This is a genomic window from Enterococcus sp. AZ067, from assembly GCF_051715005.1.
In the GTDB taxonomy this organism is placed as follows: domain Bacteria; phylum Bacillota; class Bacilli; order Lactobacillales; family Enterococcaceae; genus Enterococcus_D; species Enterococcus_D casseliflavus.
Map to the genome: position 1 here is coordinate 673,577 of NZ_JBIOSY010000001.1, position 19,693 is coordinate 693,269.

At 43.1% G+C, this 19,693-nt stretch carries 11 protein-coding genes; 8 read left to right on the forward strand and 3 right to left on the reverse strand.

Going from position 1 to position 19,693, the window contains the following annotated elements; translation table 11 throughout:
- Nucleotides 1-52 precede the first annotated feature (52 nt).
- The 3 genes from IGI82_RS03165 (at nt 53) to IGI82_RS03175 (ending at nt 6,351) form a co-directional block, all read left to right on the forward strand.
- On the forward strand, nt 53-832 hold the full coding sequence (locus IGI82_RS03165; protein ID WP_332282105.1) for a WxL domain-containing protein: 780 nt from the start codon (nt 53-55) through the stop codon (nt 830-832).
- A 225-nt stretch (nt 833-1,057) separates the two neighbouring features.
- Entirely contained in the window at nt 1,058-2,107 is a 1,050-nt protein-coding gene (locus IGI82_RS03170) for a DUF916 and DUF3324 domain-containing protein (protein WP_375806675.1), read from the forward strand.
- Nucleotides 2,108-2,127: 20 nt separating this feature from the next.
- Entirely contained in the window at nt 2,128-6,351 is a 4,224-nt protein-coding gene (locus IGI82_RS03175) for a WxL domain-containing protein (RefSeq protein ID WP_375806674.1), read from the forward strand.
- A gap of 73 nt (nt 6,352-6,424) precedes the next feature.
- Here IGI82_RS03175 and IGI82_RS03180 read toward each other — a convergent pair whose 3' ends face one another.
- Entirely contained in the window at nt 6,425-7,924 is a 1,500-nt protein-coding gene (locus IGI82_RS03180) for a helix-turn-helix domain-containing protein (RefSeq protein WP_270290665.1), read from the reverse strand.
- A 209-nt stretch (nt 7,925-8,133) separates the two neighbouring features.
- On the opposite strand from IGI82_RS03180, the gene IGI82_RS03185 reads away from it, so the two are divergent.
- The 5 genes from IGI82_RS03185 (at nt 8,134) to IGI82_RS03205 (ending at nt 15,964) form a co-directional block, all read left to right on the forward strand.
- Nucleotides 8,134-8,934, forward strand: a complete 801-nt coding sequence (locus tag IGI82_RS03185) for a MurR/RpiR family transcriptional regulator (RefSeq protein ID WP_005232001.1) — start codon at nt 8,134-8,136, stop codon at nt 8,932-8,934.
- A 113-nt stretch (nt 8,935-9,047) separates the two neighbouring features.
- The gene (locus tag IGI82_RS03190; RefSeq protein ID WP_218212283.1) at nt 9,048-10,418 is read left to right on the forward strand and encodes a glycoside hydrolase family 1 protein; all 1,371 of its coding nucleotides are present in this window, start codon (nt 9,048-9,050) and stop codon (nt 10,416-10,418) included.
- 5 nt (nt 10,419-10,423) lie between these two features.
- Complete coding sequence (locus tag IGI82_RS03195) at nt 10,424-11,713, forward strand: PTS sugar transporter subunit IIC (protein WP_008378054.1); 1,290 nt, start codon at nt 10,424-10,426, stop codon at nt 11,711-11,713.
- Between the two features lie 108 nt (nt 11,714-11,821).
- Nucleotides 11,822-13,528 carry a glycoside hydrolase family 3 protein gene (locus IGI82_RS03200; protein WP_218212281.1) on the forward strand — a complete coding sequence of 569 codons (1,707 nt, stop codon included), beginning with the start codon at nt 11,822-11,824 and terminating at the stop codon, nt 13,526-13,528.
- A gap of 24 nt (nt 13,529-13,552) precedes the next feature.
- Nucleotides 13,553-15,964, forward strand: a complete 2,412-nt coding sequence (locus IGI82_RS03205) for a glycoside hydrolase family 2 TIM barrel-domain containing protein (RefSeq protein ID WP_325837327.1) — start codon at nt 13,553-13,555, stop codon at nt 15,962-15,964.
- A 125-nt stretch (nt 15,965-16,089) separates the two neighbouring features.
- Here the strand turns inward: IGI82_RS03205 and IGI82_RS03210 are convergent, their stop codons facing one another.
- Nucleotides 16,090-17,874, reverse strand: a complete 1,785-nt coding sequence (locus IGI82_RS03210) for an ABC transporter ATP-binding protein (protein ID WP_375806671.1) — start codon at nt 17,872-17,874, stop codon at nt 16,090-16,092.
- Nucleotides 17,867-19,600, reverse strand: a complete 1,734-nt coding sequence (locus IGI82_RS03215) for an ABC transporter ATP-binding protein (protein ID WP_015509023.1) — start codon at nt 19,598-19,600, stop codon at nt 17,867-17,869. The genes IGI82_RS03210 and IGI82_RS03215 overlap by 8 nt, the downstream gene beginning before the upstream one ends.
- Nucleotides 19,601-19,693 lie beyond the last annotated feature (93 nt).

Here is a 19,693-nt window from a genome sequence, read left to right on the forward strand (position 1 = left end):
AATCATCGTAGATTCTTTCTGCGAATAATAATAGGAAAAGGAGTAATTTTTTATGAAACGTATTTATTTAGCAACAATCAGTATCATGAGTATCGCTGTGTTATCTGGGGGAGTGACCGCAGCAGCAACACCCATCCTGCAAGGAAATACCGAAAATGAAGTAGACTTCATCCCTGGGAATGAGGAGGAGATCGATGTTGAATTACCTGAAAAAGAGCCAGAGGTAGAAATTGATCCGATCGATCCAGAGGTAACCGGTCCATTCACTTTGGTGCATGTGCCAAAGCGCTTCGATTTTGGGACCCAAGTGATCAGCACAGGCCCTGGAAAGTCCGCCATGTTTGCGGAGCTAGAACGACTGTCTGATGGATCAGGAACCGCGCCCTATGTCTCTTTTGCTCAAGTATTGGATACCCGTGGTGGACATAACGGTTGGACGTTAAATGTCGATTTGGATCAATTTACAAGTACCGATGCCACTTTGAATCATAAATTACGTGGGGCTTATATCGAATTTCAAAATCCACAGATTCGTTCGAATGCATTAGATCCGGCTACTTTTCCAACGGCACCTAGCGATCAATTTAACCATCAAACCATCGACGTTGGAACGGAAGGCAACACCTTGATGTCTGCAGCTCCTGGCCAAGGGGCGGGTCTTTCAACGGTTCAATGGGGTAATCAAACCCTGCTAAATCAACAGCATGCAGCGGGGGAAGAGGATATTCTCAATGAAGCGATTTGGCTCCATATACCGACAGGAGCGAATCCGCAAGCAACCGCTTATACGGCTACTCTGACTTGGCATTTAAGTGCCACTCCTGGTAATTAAGGAATAAGTTTTTTGGAAGAACACAGCAAAGAAGCCAGTCTTTTAGCTTGGCTCAAAAGCACGAATAAGGGCACATGGTTTTAACGGATCATTTTACCAGTAAGCGTGATAGCGAATAATCCGCGTGTTGCGATTAGGGAAAAACGAATCGGGAAGTGGGCAAAGGATATAGGGAATAGGCAGGAGACGAGTCGTTCCTGCCTATTTTGAAAGGAATGATTCATTATGAAGACACAAAGCAAGAGATCAATCAAAAAGAGGCTAGTAGCTGGGTTTGTTTTACTGGTGATGGTACTCGTTGGATTGCCGATGACAGGTTGGGCAGAAACACAATCAGAATTGCCATTTCATGTGGTTCCTAATTTACCGGAAAGCCAATTGCCAGATGGGAATAGTGGCTATTTTGATCTAGAACTAGCGCCAGGGACCGATGATGTTCTAGGAGTGACGATTCAAAATCGCGCGGAAAAGGAAATCACGATCGAAATATCCGCACATACGGCGTTCACTAACGGAAATGGCGTCGTGGAATATGGCAAAGATGCCGCAGAACCTGATCCGACTTTGCCTTATTCGATAGCTGATCTAATCGAATCACCTGGAGCGGTCATTTTGTCAGCCAAGGAAAAAAAGACGATCGAGTTACCCATACATATGCCTGAAGAAACCTTTGCTGGTAGTCTAGTCGGCGGTTTACGTATTCGAGAGGTCATCGCAGAAACGACTGGATCAGAGGAAGAAGGTGTTGCGATCCAAAATCGGTTTGCTTATATTCTAGGCGTCGTTGTCCGCAATGAAGCTTCTATTATTGAACCAGAGCTTGCGTTATTGGATGTGTTTGCCGGTCAAGTCAATTATCGCAATGCGTTTCGGGCAACGCTGCAAAATCCGTTGCCGCGTTTTGTCAATCGCCTAGAGGTAGAGGCAGCTGTTCGACGAGCGGATCAGGAAGACGTTTTATATGAGGCGCAGCGTGAAGGGATGCAAATGGCGCCAAATTCACACTTTCATTTTCCCGTTTCATTGCAGGGGGATCGTTTTTACAGCGGAGAATATGTAATGAGCCTAACCGCTCGAGCTGAAGGCGAGGAGTGGACCTGGGAATTTCCGTTTACTGTGGAAGCAGACACAGCACGACAGTTGAATCGTGAAGATGTCACCATTGAAGAGGAGCAAAACTGGTGGTTGATCAGCGCATTAGGACTAGTAATTTTCCTTCTTGGCATAATCATTTGGCTGTTATGGAAGAACAAAAAGCCGACCATGGATACGTAAGAAGTAAAGGAGAGCATGGAATGAAAAAGCAAAACTTGAAGTATTGGATTCGCTTGCTGCTTGTTTTTATGGGATTACGCTTGATGAGTGTCCCTCTCATCGTTGTTTTTGCTGAAACCGAGCCGCCTTACCTTGCACAAACGCTAACGGATGAGGGCGTTCTTGAGGAGTTTGCCGCAGAAACCTCTGAGCCTGAAGGGACGGTGCAGTTCAAAGAGTCTAAATTTGCTGGTACGGTAGGCCAACCGCTTACGATCGAATTGGTCAGCGACCAAGCAGTGGCAGAAATCTTCCTAGAATTACCAGCAGAAGTCAAGCTGATGACTGATGCATTGGCTCCCGGACAAACAGCAGTAAAACAAAGCGATCAAGGCTGGCAGATCAAAGCAAGTCAAGCACAGCAGACATTTTCTGTTTTGGTCGTTGCCGAACGTCCTGGAAGTTTTGTTGTAGCCAGTACAGGGAGTGAAGCGATCGTTGAAATCGCTGCCGCAGAGACAGAAAATGAGGAAACACCAAAAGACATGGAAAATGAGTCCCAAAAATCGCCAGAAAAGGACAGTGATCCTGCTGAACAAGCAGCAGACGATGAAAGTTTGCAGCAAGCGTCAGAAGAGCAGTCGGCTAGTGCGATCGTACCAAGCGCCTTTGATGGTGGCACAGCTTTTGTAGCGAACATGTCGGAGTTTAGTAGTGCTTTACAAGATCCAGCCGTATCAATTCTTTCCTTACAAGCCGACCTTGTCCAATCTACTCCCAGCATAATGACCATCGATCGTCCGATAATGATTCAAGGAAATGGCCATACATTGACCTTCACTAACAATATTGCCTATTTTCGATTATTAGCTGTTAATGAAGAAACGATTTTTCGTATCGAAAATCTCACGTACCAAAAAACAGGCAACACCGCTTTGATCCAGACCACCAATGCGTTGAGTCGAAACTGGGTCGTTGAACTAGAGGGAGTGGAAGAAGCCGCGGAGAATCGGTCGCCTTTTATTTTAGCACGAGAAGCGACGGTTCGTTTTACAGGCGGTATCAATCGCTTTGAAGCAATGACGATGGATTCCGATACTCTGTTCAATTTGAAGGAAGTAGAAGCGAGCAATCAAGCACAGGTGGTTATTGATAAGCCGAATATGTGGATTTTTTATACAGCACCAGATATTCAAGAGCCACGATTTTTGCTTGGCGCAGAGACCCAAATGACCATCACTACGCGACAAGGGGATGCGAATACGATCGACCTGCGTGGGGATAATGGTCAAATGACAATTAATCACGGGGCCTCTTTAATCATTCAAAGCCCTGGAACAGCTGTTGATGCGACGATTTTGAATAACAATGCCGTGATCCTATCTGGGAAAAATCCCCGATTTATTGTAGCAGAGAACTCGGTTTTTTCCATCGATGTTGCGTTAAGAAAACGCGGGCTTGTTCTGACTGGCGAGCAACCAGAATTGACGATCCAATCTGGTGCAAACGTAACGATAAACACAATGCATGCGAGCGCCATTCTCTTAAATGGATTCTTTCCTTCTGCTACGATCTCAGGAGATACAACGCAAGTGCGAGTGAAAAATGAGACGGCAACAGATGCCAATGCGATCGAACTATTAGGAGACGACAGCAATTTTTATCTGATTGATGGAGGTACGCTCATTGTAGAAAGTCAAGGAGTAGCGACGAACACTTCTGAAGAACAAAATATTGCACTACTCATGAAGGGCGCTGATCCAAGAATGATAGTGGGGGAAGCTGCCTTATTGCAAATTGAAACGACACAAAAAAGGCGCGGCATATATCTGACTGGAGAGAATCCTGAGTTGACGGTCCAGAACGGGTCAAAAGTACGCTTGATAGCCGAAAATGCAAATGCTTTACGAGTCAACGGAAAAAATGCCGACGTCACCATTAGTGGCGAAGACACACATGTACGGATTTTCAGTGAGATTGCAGCGGCAGAAGGAGCAGCAGCTTTTGTTTTAACGACACCGTCGAATGCGGCAGAAGCTGGCGTTCTTACTTTGAGTCAATCAGCAATTTTAGAGGTTGAAAGCATCACTGCTAGTGCGATCAATATCACCAGTCTCAACTTTACCTTTGAAGTGCAAAGCAATGGACAACTAATAGCTAGCAGTCATGAGGCTGACGGTGACCATGCTGTGATTCGCTTTTTATACTTCGGTATGGTGACGTTTCATGTGACGGATGGTGGAATAGTAAATGTTCATAAAAAAGGGGGCAGCGCACCCTTGATCCGAATTCCTAGTGGAGGAAATTCTTTTGAGATCACCGAAGGCGGCATCGTTGATCTTTATAATCCAGGAAATGGCAACGCGCATGATGGAAATGTTGCTGGAGGAAACCAAGGGATTTTTTATGCGAGAGGTATCCATGATAACGGGACAGAGAATAATTTTTCAATCGTAGGTGTCGATAGTAAATTTATGTGTGTAGCAGATAGTGGTCCAGGGATCGACATGCACACCTACTTCAATTCAACAATTTACGTTGAACAAGGATATTTCCAAGTGGAAGGGCGGACCAGTACCCCGAATGGTGGGGTATTTCGTTCAGGCAAACTATCTGTCTTCTTGAATGATCCAGTCTTTTTTGATTTTCGTAACGATCGGCTTGATGGAGGAAACATCTTTAGTGTTTCTAATCTTTCAACATTAACGGCGACGAATAGTGACTTAGCTGTCTGGAAAAATGGGTCAAATCTTTTTGGAGATCCCGATCTAAATTTCCCAACCCTTGATTTTGCTTTTTCAGGCGCTGATTTTGGCCTGTTGGGTTTGACGAATAAGCCAGAGATATTGAATACGGAGACCTTTGGCAATCAGGGACTGACGGCATATTCTCGCGTAAGTTCAAACAATGCGCGTTGGGCGATCGTTGATGAGTTGCGGGTGCCGACGAATGCGGACAAAAAAATTCATGGGCGAGTCAGCTTGCCTGTTGGGTTTGACGGGACTCGACCAGCTTGGGACGATGAAGCGAAAGTGACCGTTGAAATTGAAACAGCAGATGGTCAGAAGGAAGAAGTTACTGCAAAAACCGTTGGACATACAGAAGACACACCGGGGATCAGTATCTATGGAGAAGAGGCGCAAGGAGGAATTTTTGAGATTCCTCTTGTGGCTCCCTTGGAAGCAGGAACCATCGTCCGAGTCATCGCCGTCGAATTAACCAGCGGCGAACTGACAGAAGGTGCCCAGCATCAAATACGAACCGAGCCCGTGCAGGTTTTCCCCATTTTGCCGCCAACGCCCGCAGCTTTTGCTTCCTACGTTCTTCTTGAAGAAACAAACGAGATCCATGGCCACACGGAAGACACAAAGGTTGAGCTAAGTGCTACCCATAATGGTATCTGGTTTGATACAGAGGCGGTGGTTATCGATGAAGAGGGAACGTTTACGATTGATGTAAGTGATCGGCAGTTAAAAGCGGGGGATGAGATCCAAGTCTTTCTGAAAGATTCTGCTGGTTCGGCAAAAGAAGCTGGAGTGATCAATCCGCCGTCAACGAATGACGAACAGGGCAATCAGAATCCAGCTTCAGAACTCGTTTTTCGGGATACTGTGTTTCCCGCTGCAACTACCCTGCGAATCGCCCAGACTGGCCCACTGCCGCCGGTTGATCCATTGGAACCAGATGTAGAGGTGAACCCAGAAAATCCACCGATCATTCCTGAAGACCAAGGATTACTTAGTCTTGATTTTGTTTCTCAGTTCCGATTTGGTCAAGCGCCGATCCGCAGTACCAAAGGAACGTATCACGCATTGCCTCAGCAAATGATTCCTACTGAAGGGGCAAGCGAAACTAAGGAACGTCCAAATTATGTACAGATCACGGATCAGCGTCAGGATACAGAAGAGACGAGTTGGCGTCTATCTGCGACTCTTAATTCACAGGGCTTTCGAAATGAAGACAATGAGCCCTTGATCGGTGCTCAAATCAGTTTAGCCAATCAACGGCTTATGACGACTTCAGAAAATTCCAATGCTAGTATGCCAGAGCTTTCAACGATGAAGGATAGGGTAACTTTGGCGCCAGGCGAAGCGCAGCCTCTACTAACTGGCGATAGTCAGAGTACGGGAACATGGGTCTATCGTTTTGGTGATCAAGAGACGGCAGCCACCAGTGTCACCTTAGAAGTACCTGCTGGTGCAAATCCCAAGTTGGGACGGTACCGTGCAACGATTGAATGGTCGTTAAGTAGTGTGCCAGAGTGAAGAACAAATACTACTCGTCCATAGAAACGAATGGAAAAGACGTGTGCGGCGTTCAAGTGCCGCACACGTCTTTTCAGTTATAGAAGGAGCTTTTTTCGGTGTTTTGCAACGCAAAATTATGGATGATTTTTGGGTTGATGATTTTCAAGAAATTGTTCCAATCATCTGCATCTGGGATCGATTTTATTAGGAGGCATTCAACATCCAGAATATACTCTTCCAAATACTCTGCGTAATTCGTCACGACTAGATCAATCTTGTTTCGTTCCACATAATCCAAAGAAAACTCACTGGAATCAGGGAATTGTAAAACATGATATCGACCAAAATATTTTACAGCAAAAGCATTGATGTGAAGGCAAATATGCGCATCCCCTTCTAAAAGAAAGGCGATCCGGCGTGGGTTGCCCCAGTATTTTTCTTTTAATCCTTCAAAGTACAAAGTGAAGCGGGCACTGATTGCTGGCAGAGCGGTCGCTTCAAAGAGAGGCTCTCTAAGAAGAAACCGTGTATTTTCCTCATACTCTTTAGGGTATTGTGTTTGTGCGTAATTGGAAATTTCTTCCATGCTTTGATTGTAGGTAGGGGATATCAGCTGCTTTATTTTTTCCGTAATAAAGAAAGAATGGAGAAAAACAAAATCTCGGGACTGATCATGATCGGAAATCTGCTGGAGCTGGCAAAAATTGGCAGTCAGTTCTTTTAGCTCAGGCCAATGGTCAAAGCGGGTAACAAATGATATTTCCCTGAGATAGTTGTTTATCCCACGGTTACTTGCTAGTAGAGCGAAAAGATAGACCAGCTCCTCTGATGGTAAAGACAAGGAAAAAGCGGTTTGGAGTCGTTGATTGAGGGGCTGGATTTCTTGAAAGAGTTCATCTGCCAAGACGATCTTTTTTAATTGTTCGGAGACAACGACAGTTTCTCCCGCTTGATAACGCTCAAGGATAATATACAACCAATAACTGATATACCAAAATGAAGCCGTATTATTGGTTTTGCCGCGTATATTGCGAAAAAAATCTAAGACGATATTTTGCACAGCAATGGTTGGACGTACCGTATGAGGCGTAGCATCCGACTCATAATAAAAGGCATGGAAAAATTTGCGAATATCCGCTTCTGATCCGATCAGACGGAAATTCTTATGATCAACAGATAACTGAAAGGGCTTCAGGGCTTTTTCAAAAAGTGTCAAATAGCGTAAAAGGGAACTCTCAGAAAGATAAAAATAGTCTGCCCATTCGGAAACTGTCCGATATTCTCCCTTAAACAGATGCTCAAGAATAACGAATAACGGTTCATTTTGAAGGAGCGCTCGTTTTCGTTCCAGATATTCTTTCGGTAGTAATTCATGAAGAGAATAGCCATTCGACGTGGATTCGATCATTAGCGTGCTTCCAAAGTAGCTCCGTAGCCTCTCCATATCATAAATGATCGTGCGCCGCGAACTCTGGACAGCTTTTGACAACTCACGATTCGAAAGGGTCTTATGCCGTTCCAAAAGATTCAATAGTTTCAACCAACGAATGGTGGTCGTAGAAGTAATAAACGTCATCTGAAAATTTTTCATTCGTAACACTCCCATACGGTCTGTTTGATGGATCATCGCTCACGTCTGATTATGGAATATGGATACAGGCAAGGCAAGGGAAAGGTTTTTGGATTCAAATTATCGAAGTGGGCGCAGAGTATAAGGAGAATTTCACCAATTCAACTTTGCTTTCCCTAGCTTTCATTGTATATTTAGGTGAAAGCGTATTTAGGAGGTAGATAGATCGAATGGAAAATAAAGGAACCTCAGTCAGAAGTCTTTTGTTGCGCTATTTAAATAATCAGAAAAAACAAGACAATAATTACTTTATTGCACAGGCGATTCTAAGAAGTTTTTCGAAAATCCCTAAGATGACCATTTATGAACTCGCAGAAGAATGCTTTGTGTCGACTGCAGCGATTTCGCGATTCATTCGAATTTTGGCTTTTTCATCTTATACGGAATTCAAACAAGCGGTTGAAAAAGAGATCGATATCGTCAGCGATTATTCCAAAAAAGTGATCCAGCCCGTGGAACAAAGGGAGGAATTTCTGGACGAATTCACCTCAAATCTTTTGATCAATTTGAGGTACGCCAAAGAACATCTCTCGATTTCAGAACTTGAAACAGTGGTCTCTGCGATCCATGAAACAGAAAACGTTGCTGTGTTTGGCTTAGAATTTGCTGCTTTTATGGGACAGCATTTGCAAAGCAAATTAGCAAGCATGGATAAAATTATTCGGATTGGTTTTACAGTGGAAGAGCAATTAAAAATTGTGGAAGAAAGCTCGCCAGATAGCTTGGTTTTGATTTTTTCGATGGAGGGTGGTTTCTTTTACTTTAGTGAAAAAGTGATTGCAGCCTTGAAGAAAAAGGGAATCAAAATTATCGTCTTTACGTTTAAGCATTCTCCAATCATTGAGCGAAGTGCAGACCAAATTATCCTCTGTGGAGAGATCAACGAAAACACCGAAGGACGGATTGCTATTCTATATATGATGGAGTTACTGATTTATATGTATATGAAAAAGTTCTATTTGCCTCAATAGTTTCATATTTTGAAACAAGACCTTTGGATTTGAAACCAGAGGTCTTGTTTTGTTGTCGTTAGAATTAATTCTGAATGGTATCGTTTTCTTATAAGGGAAAGGTGGAAGGAACAATGGTCAAAAAAGATTTTTATTGGGGGGCATCAACCTCAGCATTTCAAGTAGAAGGAGGCTTTGGTGAAGGTGGAAAAGGGGTTGCAACAACAGATGTGCGTCACGTACCGGAGGGAATTGCAGATTCGAAGATCGCGTCCGATCACTATCATCATCTAAGCGAAGACATTGAATTAATGGCAGACTTAGGGATCGATCTCTATCGTTTTTCGTTCAATTGGACACGTGTCATGGGTGATGGTGATCAGCCGAATCAAGAAGGCATCGATTTTTATAATCGTTTGATTGATGGGTGTCTTGAAAAAGGAATCACACCTTTTCCTACCCTCTATCATTTTGAAATGCCGCAAGCATTAGTAACCAAATTTGGCGGATGGAAATCAAGAAAATGTATTGATTACTTTGTTGCTTATGCAAAAGTTTGCTTTCAGCATTTCGGTGATCGCGTCAAGCTGTGGGGAACGATCAACGAGCAATTGATCGTCACAGCAGCTTCTGATTTAAATGGCAATCACGAAACGGATGCAGATGAAAAAATGAAGCAGATGTATCAAATGAGTTACAATATGTCGCTAGCTGAGAAAAAGACAATTCAAGTTTTTCGAAAAATCGTAAGAGATGGTCAAATTGGTCCCGTGTGCTCTATGCAAGTTGTTTATCCTGAAACACCTTCGCCAAGGAACATCTTAGCAGCTAAGAACGCCGAAGACTTTTTACAAAATTGTTTTCTCGACATGTCAGTATTCGGCGAGTACCCGAAAAGCTACTGCAATTATTTGAATGAAAAAGGTTGGTATCCAGAAACGGAACCAGCTGATCGAGAAATTTTGAAGAAGAATAAACCAGATCTTATAGGGATAAACTATTACTGTAGTACCTGTATTCGTGCCGTTGAACCGGGAGAAGATACAAGCAAACTACCACCATTTTATCGAAATGAGCGATTTACGTTAGGGAACAATCCTTATTTAACGAAGACGAAATGGATGGAATTTGGTATTGACCCTGAAGGATTATATATAGGTATGCGGTCGATTTATGAAAAATACCATTTACCAATGATGGTAACTGAAAACGGTTTAGCGTATTCTGATAGTATTGAAGACGGGCAAATTCACGATGTCTATCGTATTGATTACTTGGAACAGCATATTAAGCAATGTGAGCGTTTTATGGAGGAAGGATATCCTTTATTGGGTTATAGTCCTTGGTCACTACTTGATTTGGTTAGTTCACACCAAGGGTTTAAAAAGCGATATGGTTTGATTTTTGTTGATCGCACAGATGAAGATCCGAAAGAATGTCGACGAATTCCCAAAGACAGTTACTATTGGTACCAAAATAAAATAAAAAACACTAAAAAGGGGTAAGAAAAATGAATGCATTTATCCACTTTATGGAAAAGAGATTTATTCCCGTTGCGAATAAAATTTCTTCGAATCGCTATTTAAAAAGTGTGAGTACAGGTTCGATGTCATTACTAGGCGTTATTATGTTAGGTGCCATCTTTACAGTTATTTCTAGTTTAAGCTGGGAACCGTATCAAAACTTTCTATCAGTGACCAACATTGGGACAGTGATGAATTATATTCCAGCTTACACAATTGATTTATTAGGTTTGTATATGGCATTTAGTATTGCCTACTGTGGAGCAGGAATATTCGGGATCAAAGAACAAGCTTTGGGGACGGGGTTCATCTCATTGGTATGTTTCCTGTTATTAACGCCACTCACTGAAAATCCCGAAGCAAGAGCTTCATTTTTAAGTACCAATTATTTAGGCGCGCGCGGGGTCTTCGTGGCAATTTTCGTTTCACTGATCACGATTCAACTGATGAAATTGTTTGTGGAAAAAAATATTACGATCAAAATGCCTGATGGGGTGCCAGAAATGGTGACCAAGTCATTCACTTCTTTAATTCCAGCAGTTGTGATTGCATCACTTTTTGGAATTGTTAAATTTGGCTTTAGTGTAACTAGTTATAATTCGGCGACAGATTTTGTTTATACATTGCTTCAAGAACCATTGCAGCGATTGACGGGTTCCTTAACTGCCTTTTTGATTCTTATTTTGATCTCGAATCTCTTATGGTTTTTCGGGATCCATGGTTCAATGACCGTATTGCCGATTCTCATGCCGATTTTCTTGGGTTATCTTGCAGACAATAGTGCTGCTGTGGCGGCGGGAGAAGCAGTCCCTCATGCCATTAATTTTGGGTTATACGATTTGGCATGTTTAGGGGGCAGCGGTGCAACGATTGGTTTAGTGACTGACATGTTTTTATTTTCCAAGAGTAAGCGCTACAAATCATTTTCAAAAATCGTATTTCCAAGCGGTCTTTTTGGTGTAAATGAACCAGTTGTCTTTGGAATGCCGGTAATGTTGAATGTGATGCTTTTGATTCCGTTCTTATTGACGCCATTAGTGATCACTTCTCTTGGGTACGCATTGATTTCCATGGGAATCATTACCGCACCGATTGGCATCCTAGGGGCGGGCTCGTTACCTCCGCTGATCCACGGCATCGTTCAAGGGAGCCTCTCTTTTGGTATCTATCAACTATTTGCAGTTGCTATTTCTATGGCTATCTATTACCCGTTCTTTAAAACCTTAGATAATCAAGCAGTTCAAGAAGAACGTTTAGCACAAGAGCAAGCTGGATAAGAAACTCGCACAGGATTTACAGTTAACCATAATAACAACAAACGAGCGCAAGAGTGAAGTGATTCTTGCGCTCGTCGTCTGTGAAACTATCGATTGGAGGACAACTCAGTGAGAGAGACAAGAGAAACACTTTTCAAATTTACAGAGACAAGGAAAAAACAAATTCAGAAGATCGTAGAAAACATGTCAGTTATGGAAAAAATTGGTCAGCTTTTTTTCGTGATTGGACAATCAGGTTCTGTAAAGGAATTGACGGCTTTTATTAAGAAATACCAACCGGGAGGAATGATGTATCGCCCCGACAATGCTGAAAAATTGAAGGATCAGCTAAGAGCAGTCCAAGATGCTAGCACAATACCGTTATTTCTTTCAGCAAATTTAGAGTCAGGTGGGAATGGTATTCTTACGGAAGGGACATGGGTCGGTAATCCTATGCAGATCGCCGCTACAGATTGCACCGAAAATGCCTATTACTTAGGAAAAATTGCTGGGCTGGAAGCGGCTCGAATTGGTATTAATATGGCTTTTTCACCGATTGTCGATATTGATTATAACTTCAAGAACCCAATCACGAATACTCGCACATTTGGAAGTGATCAAAAACGAATTATTCGCATGGCTCAAGCGCAGATAGACGGTTTTTCTGAGAGTAACATCATTCCAGTGATCAAGCATTTTCCTGGGGACGGTGTTGATGAAAGGGATCAACATTTACTGAGTTCGATCAATTCACTCTCCGCGAATGAGTGGATGGAATCGTATGGGACTATTTATCGCCAGTTTATTGAAAAAAACGTCAGCTGTATCATGGTGGGACACATTTATCAGCCTGCATGGGAGCGAAAACTTTCACCAACTATCAGAGAAACCGAATTGATGCCTGCTTCTTGCTCAAAACTTCTAGTTAACGGGTTACTAAGAGATACACTGGGCTTCAATGGTTTGGCTATCACTGATGCAACACCAATGGTCGGTTACACGACGATCATGCCTCATAGAGAGCGACTCGTTGCTTCAATCAATGCAGGAATCGATATGTTGCTTTTTAATAAAAATATTGATGAAGATTATGAAGTGATCGCATCTGCTGTAAAAGAGGGAAGCATTCGTATGGAACGTTTGGATGAAGCAGTCGCACGAATTTTAGCAGTCAAGATGTACCATGGTTTATTTACTGAAGTAAGGGAAGAGACAGTCAATAGTACTCCTAAAAGTGTCATCGATCGTACTGAATATCAGTGGGTAACGAAAAAAATTGCTGATGAGTCGATTACATTGGTCAAAGACAGAGAAAAACACTTACCACTCACCCCACAACGATACCCTCGAATCCGTCTCGTTATTTTGGGTGATTCTGACGACGGTGGATTTAAAGAGGGAGGACGAGTGGGTCCGCTTTTTCAAGCTGGATTAGAAGCTGCTGGATTTGAAGTCAACCTTTTCGATAATCAACAATTGGATTTCCAAGAGGTTTTCGAGGCAGGGGTTGAGGATCTTAGAAATAAATTTGATTTGGCATTGTATGTTGCTAATGTTGAGACCGCCAGCAATCAGACAACAGTTCGTTTGGATTGGAATCATTTGATGGCCGCAAATGCTCCCTGGTATGAAAAGGATCTCCCTACCATTTTTGTTTCTACTGCCAATCCCTATCACTTATTTGACATCCCTTATGTTTCAACTTTTATCAATGCGTATACAGGAAATCCAGAAACAGTGGAGGCTGTAATCCAGAAATTGCTAGGGAAAGAACCGTTTAAAGGTAAGAGCCCGATCGATCCATTTTGTGGGGACTTTTTAGCTAGAGCAAAATAACTTTTATAAGAAGGAGGAGAAAAAATGAGACAAAATCGATTACTGAATGATGGCTGGCAATTTCACTTAGGTGAGATAGAAGAGCCAATGAAAACAGTCAGAAAAGCCGCAGCTATCGGTGGCTTGGCAGCTCCGCTTGAAAATGAAGCGGGGGATACTGTTTTGATAGGTGCTGGTGGAGAACATTTTCTACGGCTGATTGCTCAAGGTGATCGTGAAAAAGGCTTGAGAATGTTGGCGAACACTGCTTTGGGAAGTGAACTTGACGAAGATTGGGTATCTGTTGATCTCCCTCATGATTGGAAAAATGAACTTCCGTATGTTAATGATCCCGATTTACTGATGAGTGGATCAAAGACAGATGGCATTGCCTATTACCGTAAGACTTTTGCGTTAACTCTAGATGAAGTGAACGAAAAGCAAGTGACTCTCCACTTTATGGGCGTCATGCGTATGGCATCTGTCTGGTTTAATGGTGTATTTCTAGGTGATCATTACAGTGGATACTCTGATTTTTCTTTTGATGTCTCTGAACTGATACGCATCGGCTCAGAGGGAGTGAATGTGGTGTTGATCAAAGTGGATACGACGAAAGGCGCGGAAGGCTGGTGGTATGAGGGAGCAGGTATATATAAGGATGTATATTTAGAAATAAAGCCAAAGCTTCAGATCGTGGCAGAAGCATCGTTTATCGAAACAACTGAAATAAACCAGCAGGAAGCGCTCCTTAAAATCACCGTTGGTCTTGCTAACCATCATTTTGAGAAAAAACAAAAGATAACGATCAAAAGTCAGGTGGCTGATCAACAAAATATCCATGAGTGTAACGTGGATCCTTTGGCGACAACAGAATGGAGTTATTGTCAAAAAATCTGCGCGCCTCAGCTATGGTCTCTCGAGAATCCACATCTATACCAAGCTACTTTTCAACTATTTGATGGCGAGAACCAAATCGATGACTATCAGCTTTTTTTTGGTATTAGGACAGTCGCATATACTACGAAAGGTTTTCTGCTTAATGGGGAACGTAAAGAATTAAGAGGGGTCTGTGAGCATCAAGATTTTGGTGGTCTAGGTGTCGCATTACCAAAAGATATTTTACGGTATAAGCTGTTGAAAATGAAAGAAATGGGGGTAAACGCCTATCGCAGTGCACATCACTTTGCTTCTAAAGACCTCCTTGAATTATGTGATGAGTTAGGTATCATCGTTATGAACGAGAACCGCATCTTGGAATCTAGTGAGTGGCGGACAAATGAGCTGGCAAAAATGGTGAAGCAAACACGTAATCATCCTTCTCTTTGTTTTTGGTCCCTTTGTAATGAAGAGGTGATTGGTCATACGCCGCTTGCTTACCGAATGGCACAAAAATTAGCAGCTGTGATCCGAACCCATACTTCGCAAAGTCTTATTGTTTCAGCGGAATTACTTAATCCTGCTGGTCAGGTGGATGCTTCTTATATGCGTATTTTTGATGTGAACGGGGTCAATTATCCTGAGTCTGCTGTAAATGGGACAGGTTTAGTTGCTGTAAAGGAAAAGTATCCGCTATTTTCATATCTTAGTACGGAAAGTGCTTCTTACTTTTCGACAAGAGGGGTCTATCAAGATAACAGCGAAAAATGTCATACTTCAAACTTTGGTTCTCTTTATTCTATGGTCTTACCTGGGAAACGAAAGCCTGAAGAGCCAGGAACCGGTGGTACGGCTAAACCGAAAGAAGTACTGCGTTACTTAGAAGAACATGCCTATATGGGAGGTGTCTTCTTGTGGACATTTATGGATTACTACGGTGAGCCAGCACCGTTTCGCTGGCCTGGGATCAGTTCTCAATTTGGAATTACAGATACGGTCGGATTTGAAAAGGATTCTTTTTATTATTATCAATCAAGGTGGACTGAAACACCAATGGTTCATGTGTTTCCTCACTGGAACAAAGAAGGGTTAACAATTGACCAAGGGGTTACGGAGGTGAGGATTTTTTCTAATTGTCATACTGTTGAGTTGTTTCTGAACGGGAAGAGTTTTGGAAAGAAAAAAAATGATAAAGATGGCCTATCTTGGCGTATTCCTTATGAACCAGGTTGTTTAAAAGCCATTGGTGTCAAAGAGGAACAAACAATTGAAGCAACTCGAAAAACAAGTGGTCCGACTGATTCTGTCACAGTTAAAGAACGATTCTGTGGAGCGGACTACTCTCTATTTGAGATCCAAGGAATCGATTCAGAAGGGATCGAGGTGCCAACTGCAGACGAACTTGTAGCGGTTTTGGTAAAAAATGGCACAATCCTCGGACTTGCTAATGGCGATCCCGCAGATCTAGACGGGTATAATTGCCAAGAGAAAAAACTTTTTTCAGGAAAATTAATGGCAATCATAAAAAAAGAACCAGGAAAAGTACCACTTATCCAAGCAGCACTAAAAAAAGTTGAGTAAAAGAGAAACAATTGAAGGTAATAGTAGTTAGCTTTGGTGCTCACAGATTTTAACGGAAAAAGAAAAAAGCCGAACCACAACCTCGACAGTTTATAAAGTCATTGGTTGGTGGTTCGGCTTTTTCATCAAGCTGTTGCAAACTGGCTGTTATATAGTTGGGCGTAAAGGGAATCTTGTGCCAGTAATTCTGTGTGGGAGCCTTTTTCGACGACGGAGCCGTCTTTCATCACTAAGATCAAGTCAGCGTTTTTGATGGTAGAAAGACGATGGGCGATGATAAAGCTGGTTCGTCCTTGGGTCAAACGATCCATCGCCGTTTGGATCATTTGTTCCGTCCGCGTGTCGACACTGGAGGTGGCTTCATCAAGGATCAGGATCGTTGGGTCTGCTAAAATCGCCCGAGCGATCGTCAATAATTGTTGTTGTCCTTGTGACAGTTCGCTTTCGGAACCAATGACGGTATCGTAACCGTTGGGCAGGGTCCGCACGAAGTGGTCGCATTGGGCGGCTTTGGCGGCAGCCAAGATGTCTTCCCGAGTGGCATCGGGATTGCCATAAGCGATATTTTCAGCGATGGTTCCTTGGAATAGCCACGTATCTTGCAGCACCATACCGAATTTTTTCCGTACTGCTGGTGCCGAAAAGGACATCATGTCTTGATCGTCTAGCAAGATCTTCCCACCATTCAATGGATAAAAGCGCATCAAAAGATTGATCATGGTGGTTTTTCCAGCACCTGTTGGTCCAACGATCGCGACCGTTTGTTTTGGTTTGACGGAAAATTCGACGTTTTCCATCAAGAGTTTTTCCTTGCTGTAGCCAAAGGAGACGTGTTGAAAATCGATTTTTCCTTTGATGGTTTGTGGAACTGGCAGTTGTTGGGTCGCAGTTTCTTCTTCAGGATAATCAAGGATCTCAAAAATTCGTTCGAGAGATGCTAAGGCACTTTGCAAGGTGTTCATAATATAAGAGGCTTGCGTGATCGGTTCAGACACTTGGTTGATGTATTGCAGATAGGCTTGTACGAGACCAATGGATAATTGCCCTTGCAACACCATCAGACCACCAACGACGGCGCTTAAGATAAAGCCGATTTGATTGATAAAGCGCACGAAAGGATTGATAGCAGCACTGACGAACTGTGCTTTTCGAAAGGCTTTAAATTGGGCTTCACTCAATTCCGCCATTTCCGCTTCAACGGCAACTTGTTGGTTGTAGGATTTGATCAGCGGATTTGCGGTATAAAACTCTTCCGCACGACTGCTGACAGCACCTAATGTTTCTTGGTTTTTGGTAAAGTAGCTCAAGTTTTTTCGTGCGAGAACGGTGGTCACAAAAGCACTCAAAAGCAAAATCAGGACTACACCGATCGTCAGTAATGGACTGAGATAAAGCATGGCGATCAAGCCGAAGGTAATGCTGATGGTTGCGGTGATCAGCTGCATCAAACCGACTTGTAAGACCTCGGATACTTTATCTAAATCGAGAATCACTCGGCTTAAAATATCGCCAGTATGATGTTTGCCGTAAAAACTGATAGGCAGGCGATTGAATTTGTCACTGATTTGTTTGCGTAAAGTCAAGGTCAGGGTTTCACTGACACTGGCCATCGTATACTCTTGCAGCAAGGAAAAGAGACTAATCAAAAGCCACGTTCCCGCTAAAAGGACGACTGGACCTAAAATACTTTGCCAAAAATCATTGATCTGCCAGCCTTCTTGTTGAAACAAGGCAATCAGATTATCCAGTCCACGACCCAAGATCAAAGGGGCGATGGACATTAGTAAGGAAAAGAACAAGGCGGAAGCGATAATCAGTAGAAAGCGGGCTTTTTGTTCCATCAGCAAACGCAGCAAACGTCGGCTTGTATGTTTCATGTTTTTTGGGGTATCCATTGTTTGTTTACTCATCCTTCATTCCTCCCATTCCTTGAGATGAGGCAAACTCTTGATAAGTTTGGCAATTGCGTAATAATTCTTCGTGGGTTCCTTTACCGACCATTTTGCCGTTATCCAAGACAATGATTTGATCGGCATTTTTGACGGTCGATACCCGCTGAGCCACGATAATGACGGCGGCATCTTTCGTGTATTCTTTCAATGCACGCCGCAAATTGGCATCTGTTTGATAATCCAAAGCAGAAAAACTGTCGTCAAAGAAGTAGATTTCTGCTGGCTTTGTCAGCGCTCGGGCAATACTCAGTCGTTGCTTTTGACCGCCAGAGAAATTGCTGCCTTTTTGAGCAACTGGACTTTCATAACCTTCAGGCAAGCCTTCAATAAATGACTTGGCTTGAGCAACTTCAGCGGCTTTTGCCATCGCCTCATGGGTTGCTGGACGATTGCCGAAACGCAAGGTTTCTTGAATCGTGCCGCTAAGCAAGAGCGCTTTTTGCGGGACATAACTAATTTGGTCCCGTAATTCGGCTTGTGAGATCTCTTTGATGTTGCGGCCAAAAAGCGTGATCGAACCAGCAGTCACATCTTTGAAACGCAACAGCGCTTTGGCGATGGTGCTTTTGCCAGAGCCAGTTCCACCAACGATCGCTGTCGTTTTGCCTCGGTGGATCTCAAAGCTGATATCTTCTAAGACAGGTTCTTCGGCACCTTCATACGTAAACTGCACGTGATTGAAAGCTGCGATCGTTTCTGACACGGCGGTCTTGTTTAAGGTTTGGTCACCGTCGATCAAATCAATTGGTTCTTCCAAAACTTCTGTGATCCGTTGCAAGGAAGTCAAGCCTTTAGGCACCATCACGATCACCATCGCTGCCATAGTCAAAAACCAGAGACTCAGGATCGTGTATTCGATGATGGCAGTAATACTACCAATAGCAAGGTGGCCCTGCAGACTTTGATAGCCGCCGTAGACAAGGATAGTCGAAATCGAGAGTCCCATTACTAAATTGACGGTCGGATTCAAGACAGCAAAGAGGCGATTGACTTGGATCATGGTTTTCGCATATTCCGTCAGTGTTTGATCTGTCCGTTCTTTTTCGTAAGCAGCTTTGTCGAATGCTCGAATCACCCGAGCGCCAGTAAAGGTTTCTCGTAAGATCCGCATCATTTTATCGACTAGTTTTTGCGTAATTTGTGATAATGGGATCGCTTTGCGAATCACTCCATAAGCGATCATTGAAAAACATAGGATCGCTACGATTGGGACCCAAATCATCCGTAAAGAGACGGTGCCGGTTAGAAAAATTGAAGCAGCGACGATCATTGGGGCTGGCAAAATCATTTGCAGCGCCATCATCAAAATTTGTTGGATGTTGTTGATGTCGCTGGTGGTACGTGCCAGCAAAGTGGGCGTACCATAGCCATCAACAGCGGATACAGAGAGTTCTTGTGTTTTTTTGAAAAGGCGCATCCGCAAAAAATGCCCGAATTTTCCTGAAAGATGGGCAGATAAATAACTACCGCCTACAGAGACGATCACGGTGCCGATGGCAATGGCAAACATCCACCAGCCATTGTGCCAAATGGCTGTCGTGTCGACTTTCAAGATCCCTTCATCAATGATTTTTGCCAAAAAATACGGCAACAAGAGTGTGCCGAAGGATTGGACCAGCATCAAAAGAAATAAACTGAAAAAGAAGCGTCGTTCTTCTTTATAAAATAACTGTAATTGTTTCATGATTTCCCTCCAAAAATATCGTTCTATGGTAGAATAAACTGTAACGTTACGTTACAGTCAAGCAAGGAGTGAAATTTTTTTGAAAAAACAATT

Bases quoted from the DNA above. Each gene is read 5' to 3' on its own strand.
- IGI82_RS03165 (WP_332282105.1), top strand. From the start codon at position 53: ATGAAACGTATTTATTTAGCAACAATCAGTATCATGAGTATCGCTGTG.
- IGI82_RS03170 (WP_375806675.1), top strand. From the start codon at position 1,058: ATGAAGACACAAAGCAAGAGATCAATCAAAAAGAGGCTAGTAGCTGGG.
- IGI82_RS03175 (WP_375806674.1), top strand. From the start codon at position 2,128: ATGAAAAAGCAAAACTTGAAGTATTGGATTCGCTTGCTGCTTGTTTTT.
- IGI82_RS03180 (WP_270290665.1), bottom strand. From the start codon at position 7,924: ATGAAAAATTTTCAGATGACGTTTATTACTTCTACGACCACCATTCGT.
- IGI82_RS03185 (WP_005232001.1), top strand. From the start codon at position 8,134: ATGGAAAATAAAGGAACCTCAGTCAGAAGTCTTTTGTTGCGCTATTTA.
- IGI82_RS03190 (WP_218212283.1), top strand. From the start codon at position 9,048: ATGGTCAAAAAAGATTTTTATTGGGGGGCATCAACCTCAGCATTTCAA.
- IGI82_RS03195 (WP_008378054.1), top strand. From the start codon at position 10,424: ATGAATGCATTTATCCACTTTATGGAAAAGAGATTTATTCCCGTTGCG.
- IGI82_RS03205 (WP_325837327.1), top strand. From the start codon at position 13,553: ATGAGACAAAATCGATTACTGAATGATGGCTGGCAATTTCACTTAGGT.
- IGI82_RS03210 (WP_375806671.1), bottom strand. From the start codon at position 17,874: ATGAGTAAACAAACAATGGATACCCCAAAAAACATGAAACATACAAGC.
- IGI82_RS03215 (WP_015509023.1), bottom strand. From the start codon at position 19,600: ATGAAACAATTACAGTTATTTTATAAAGAAGAACGACGCTTCTTTTTC.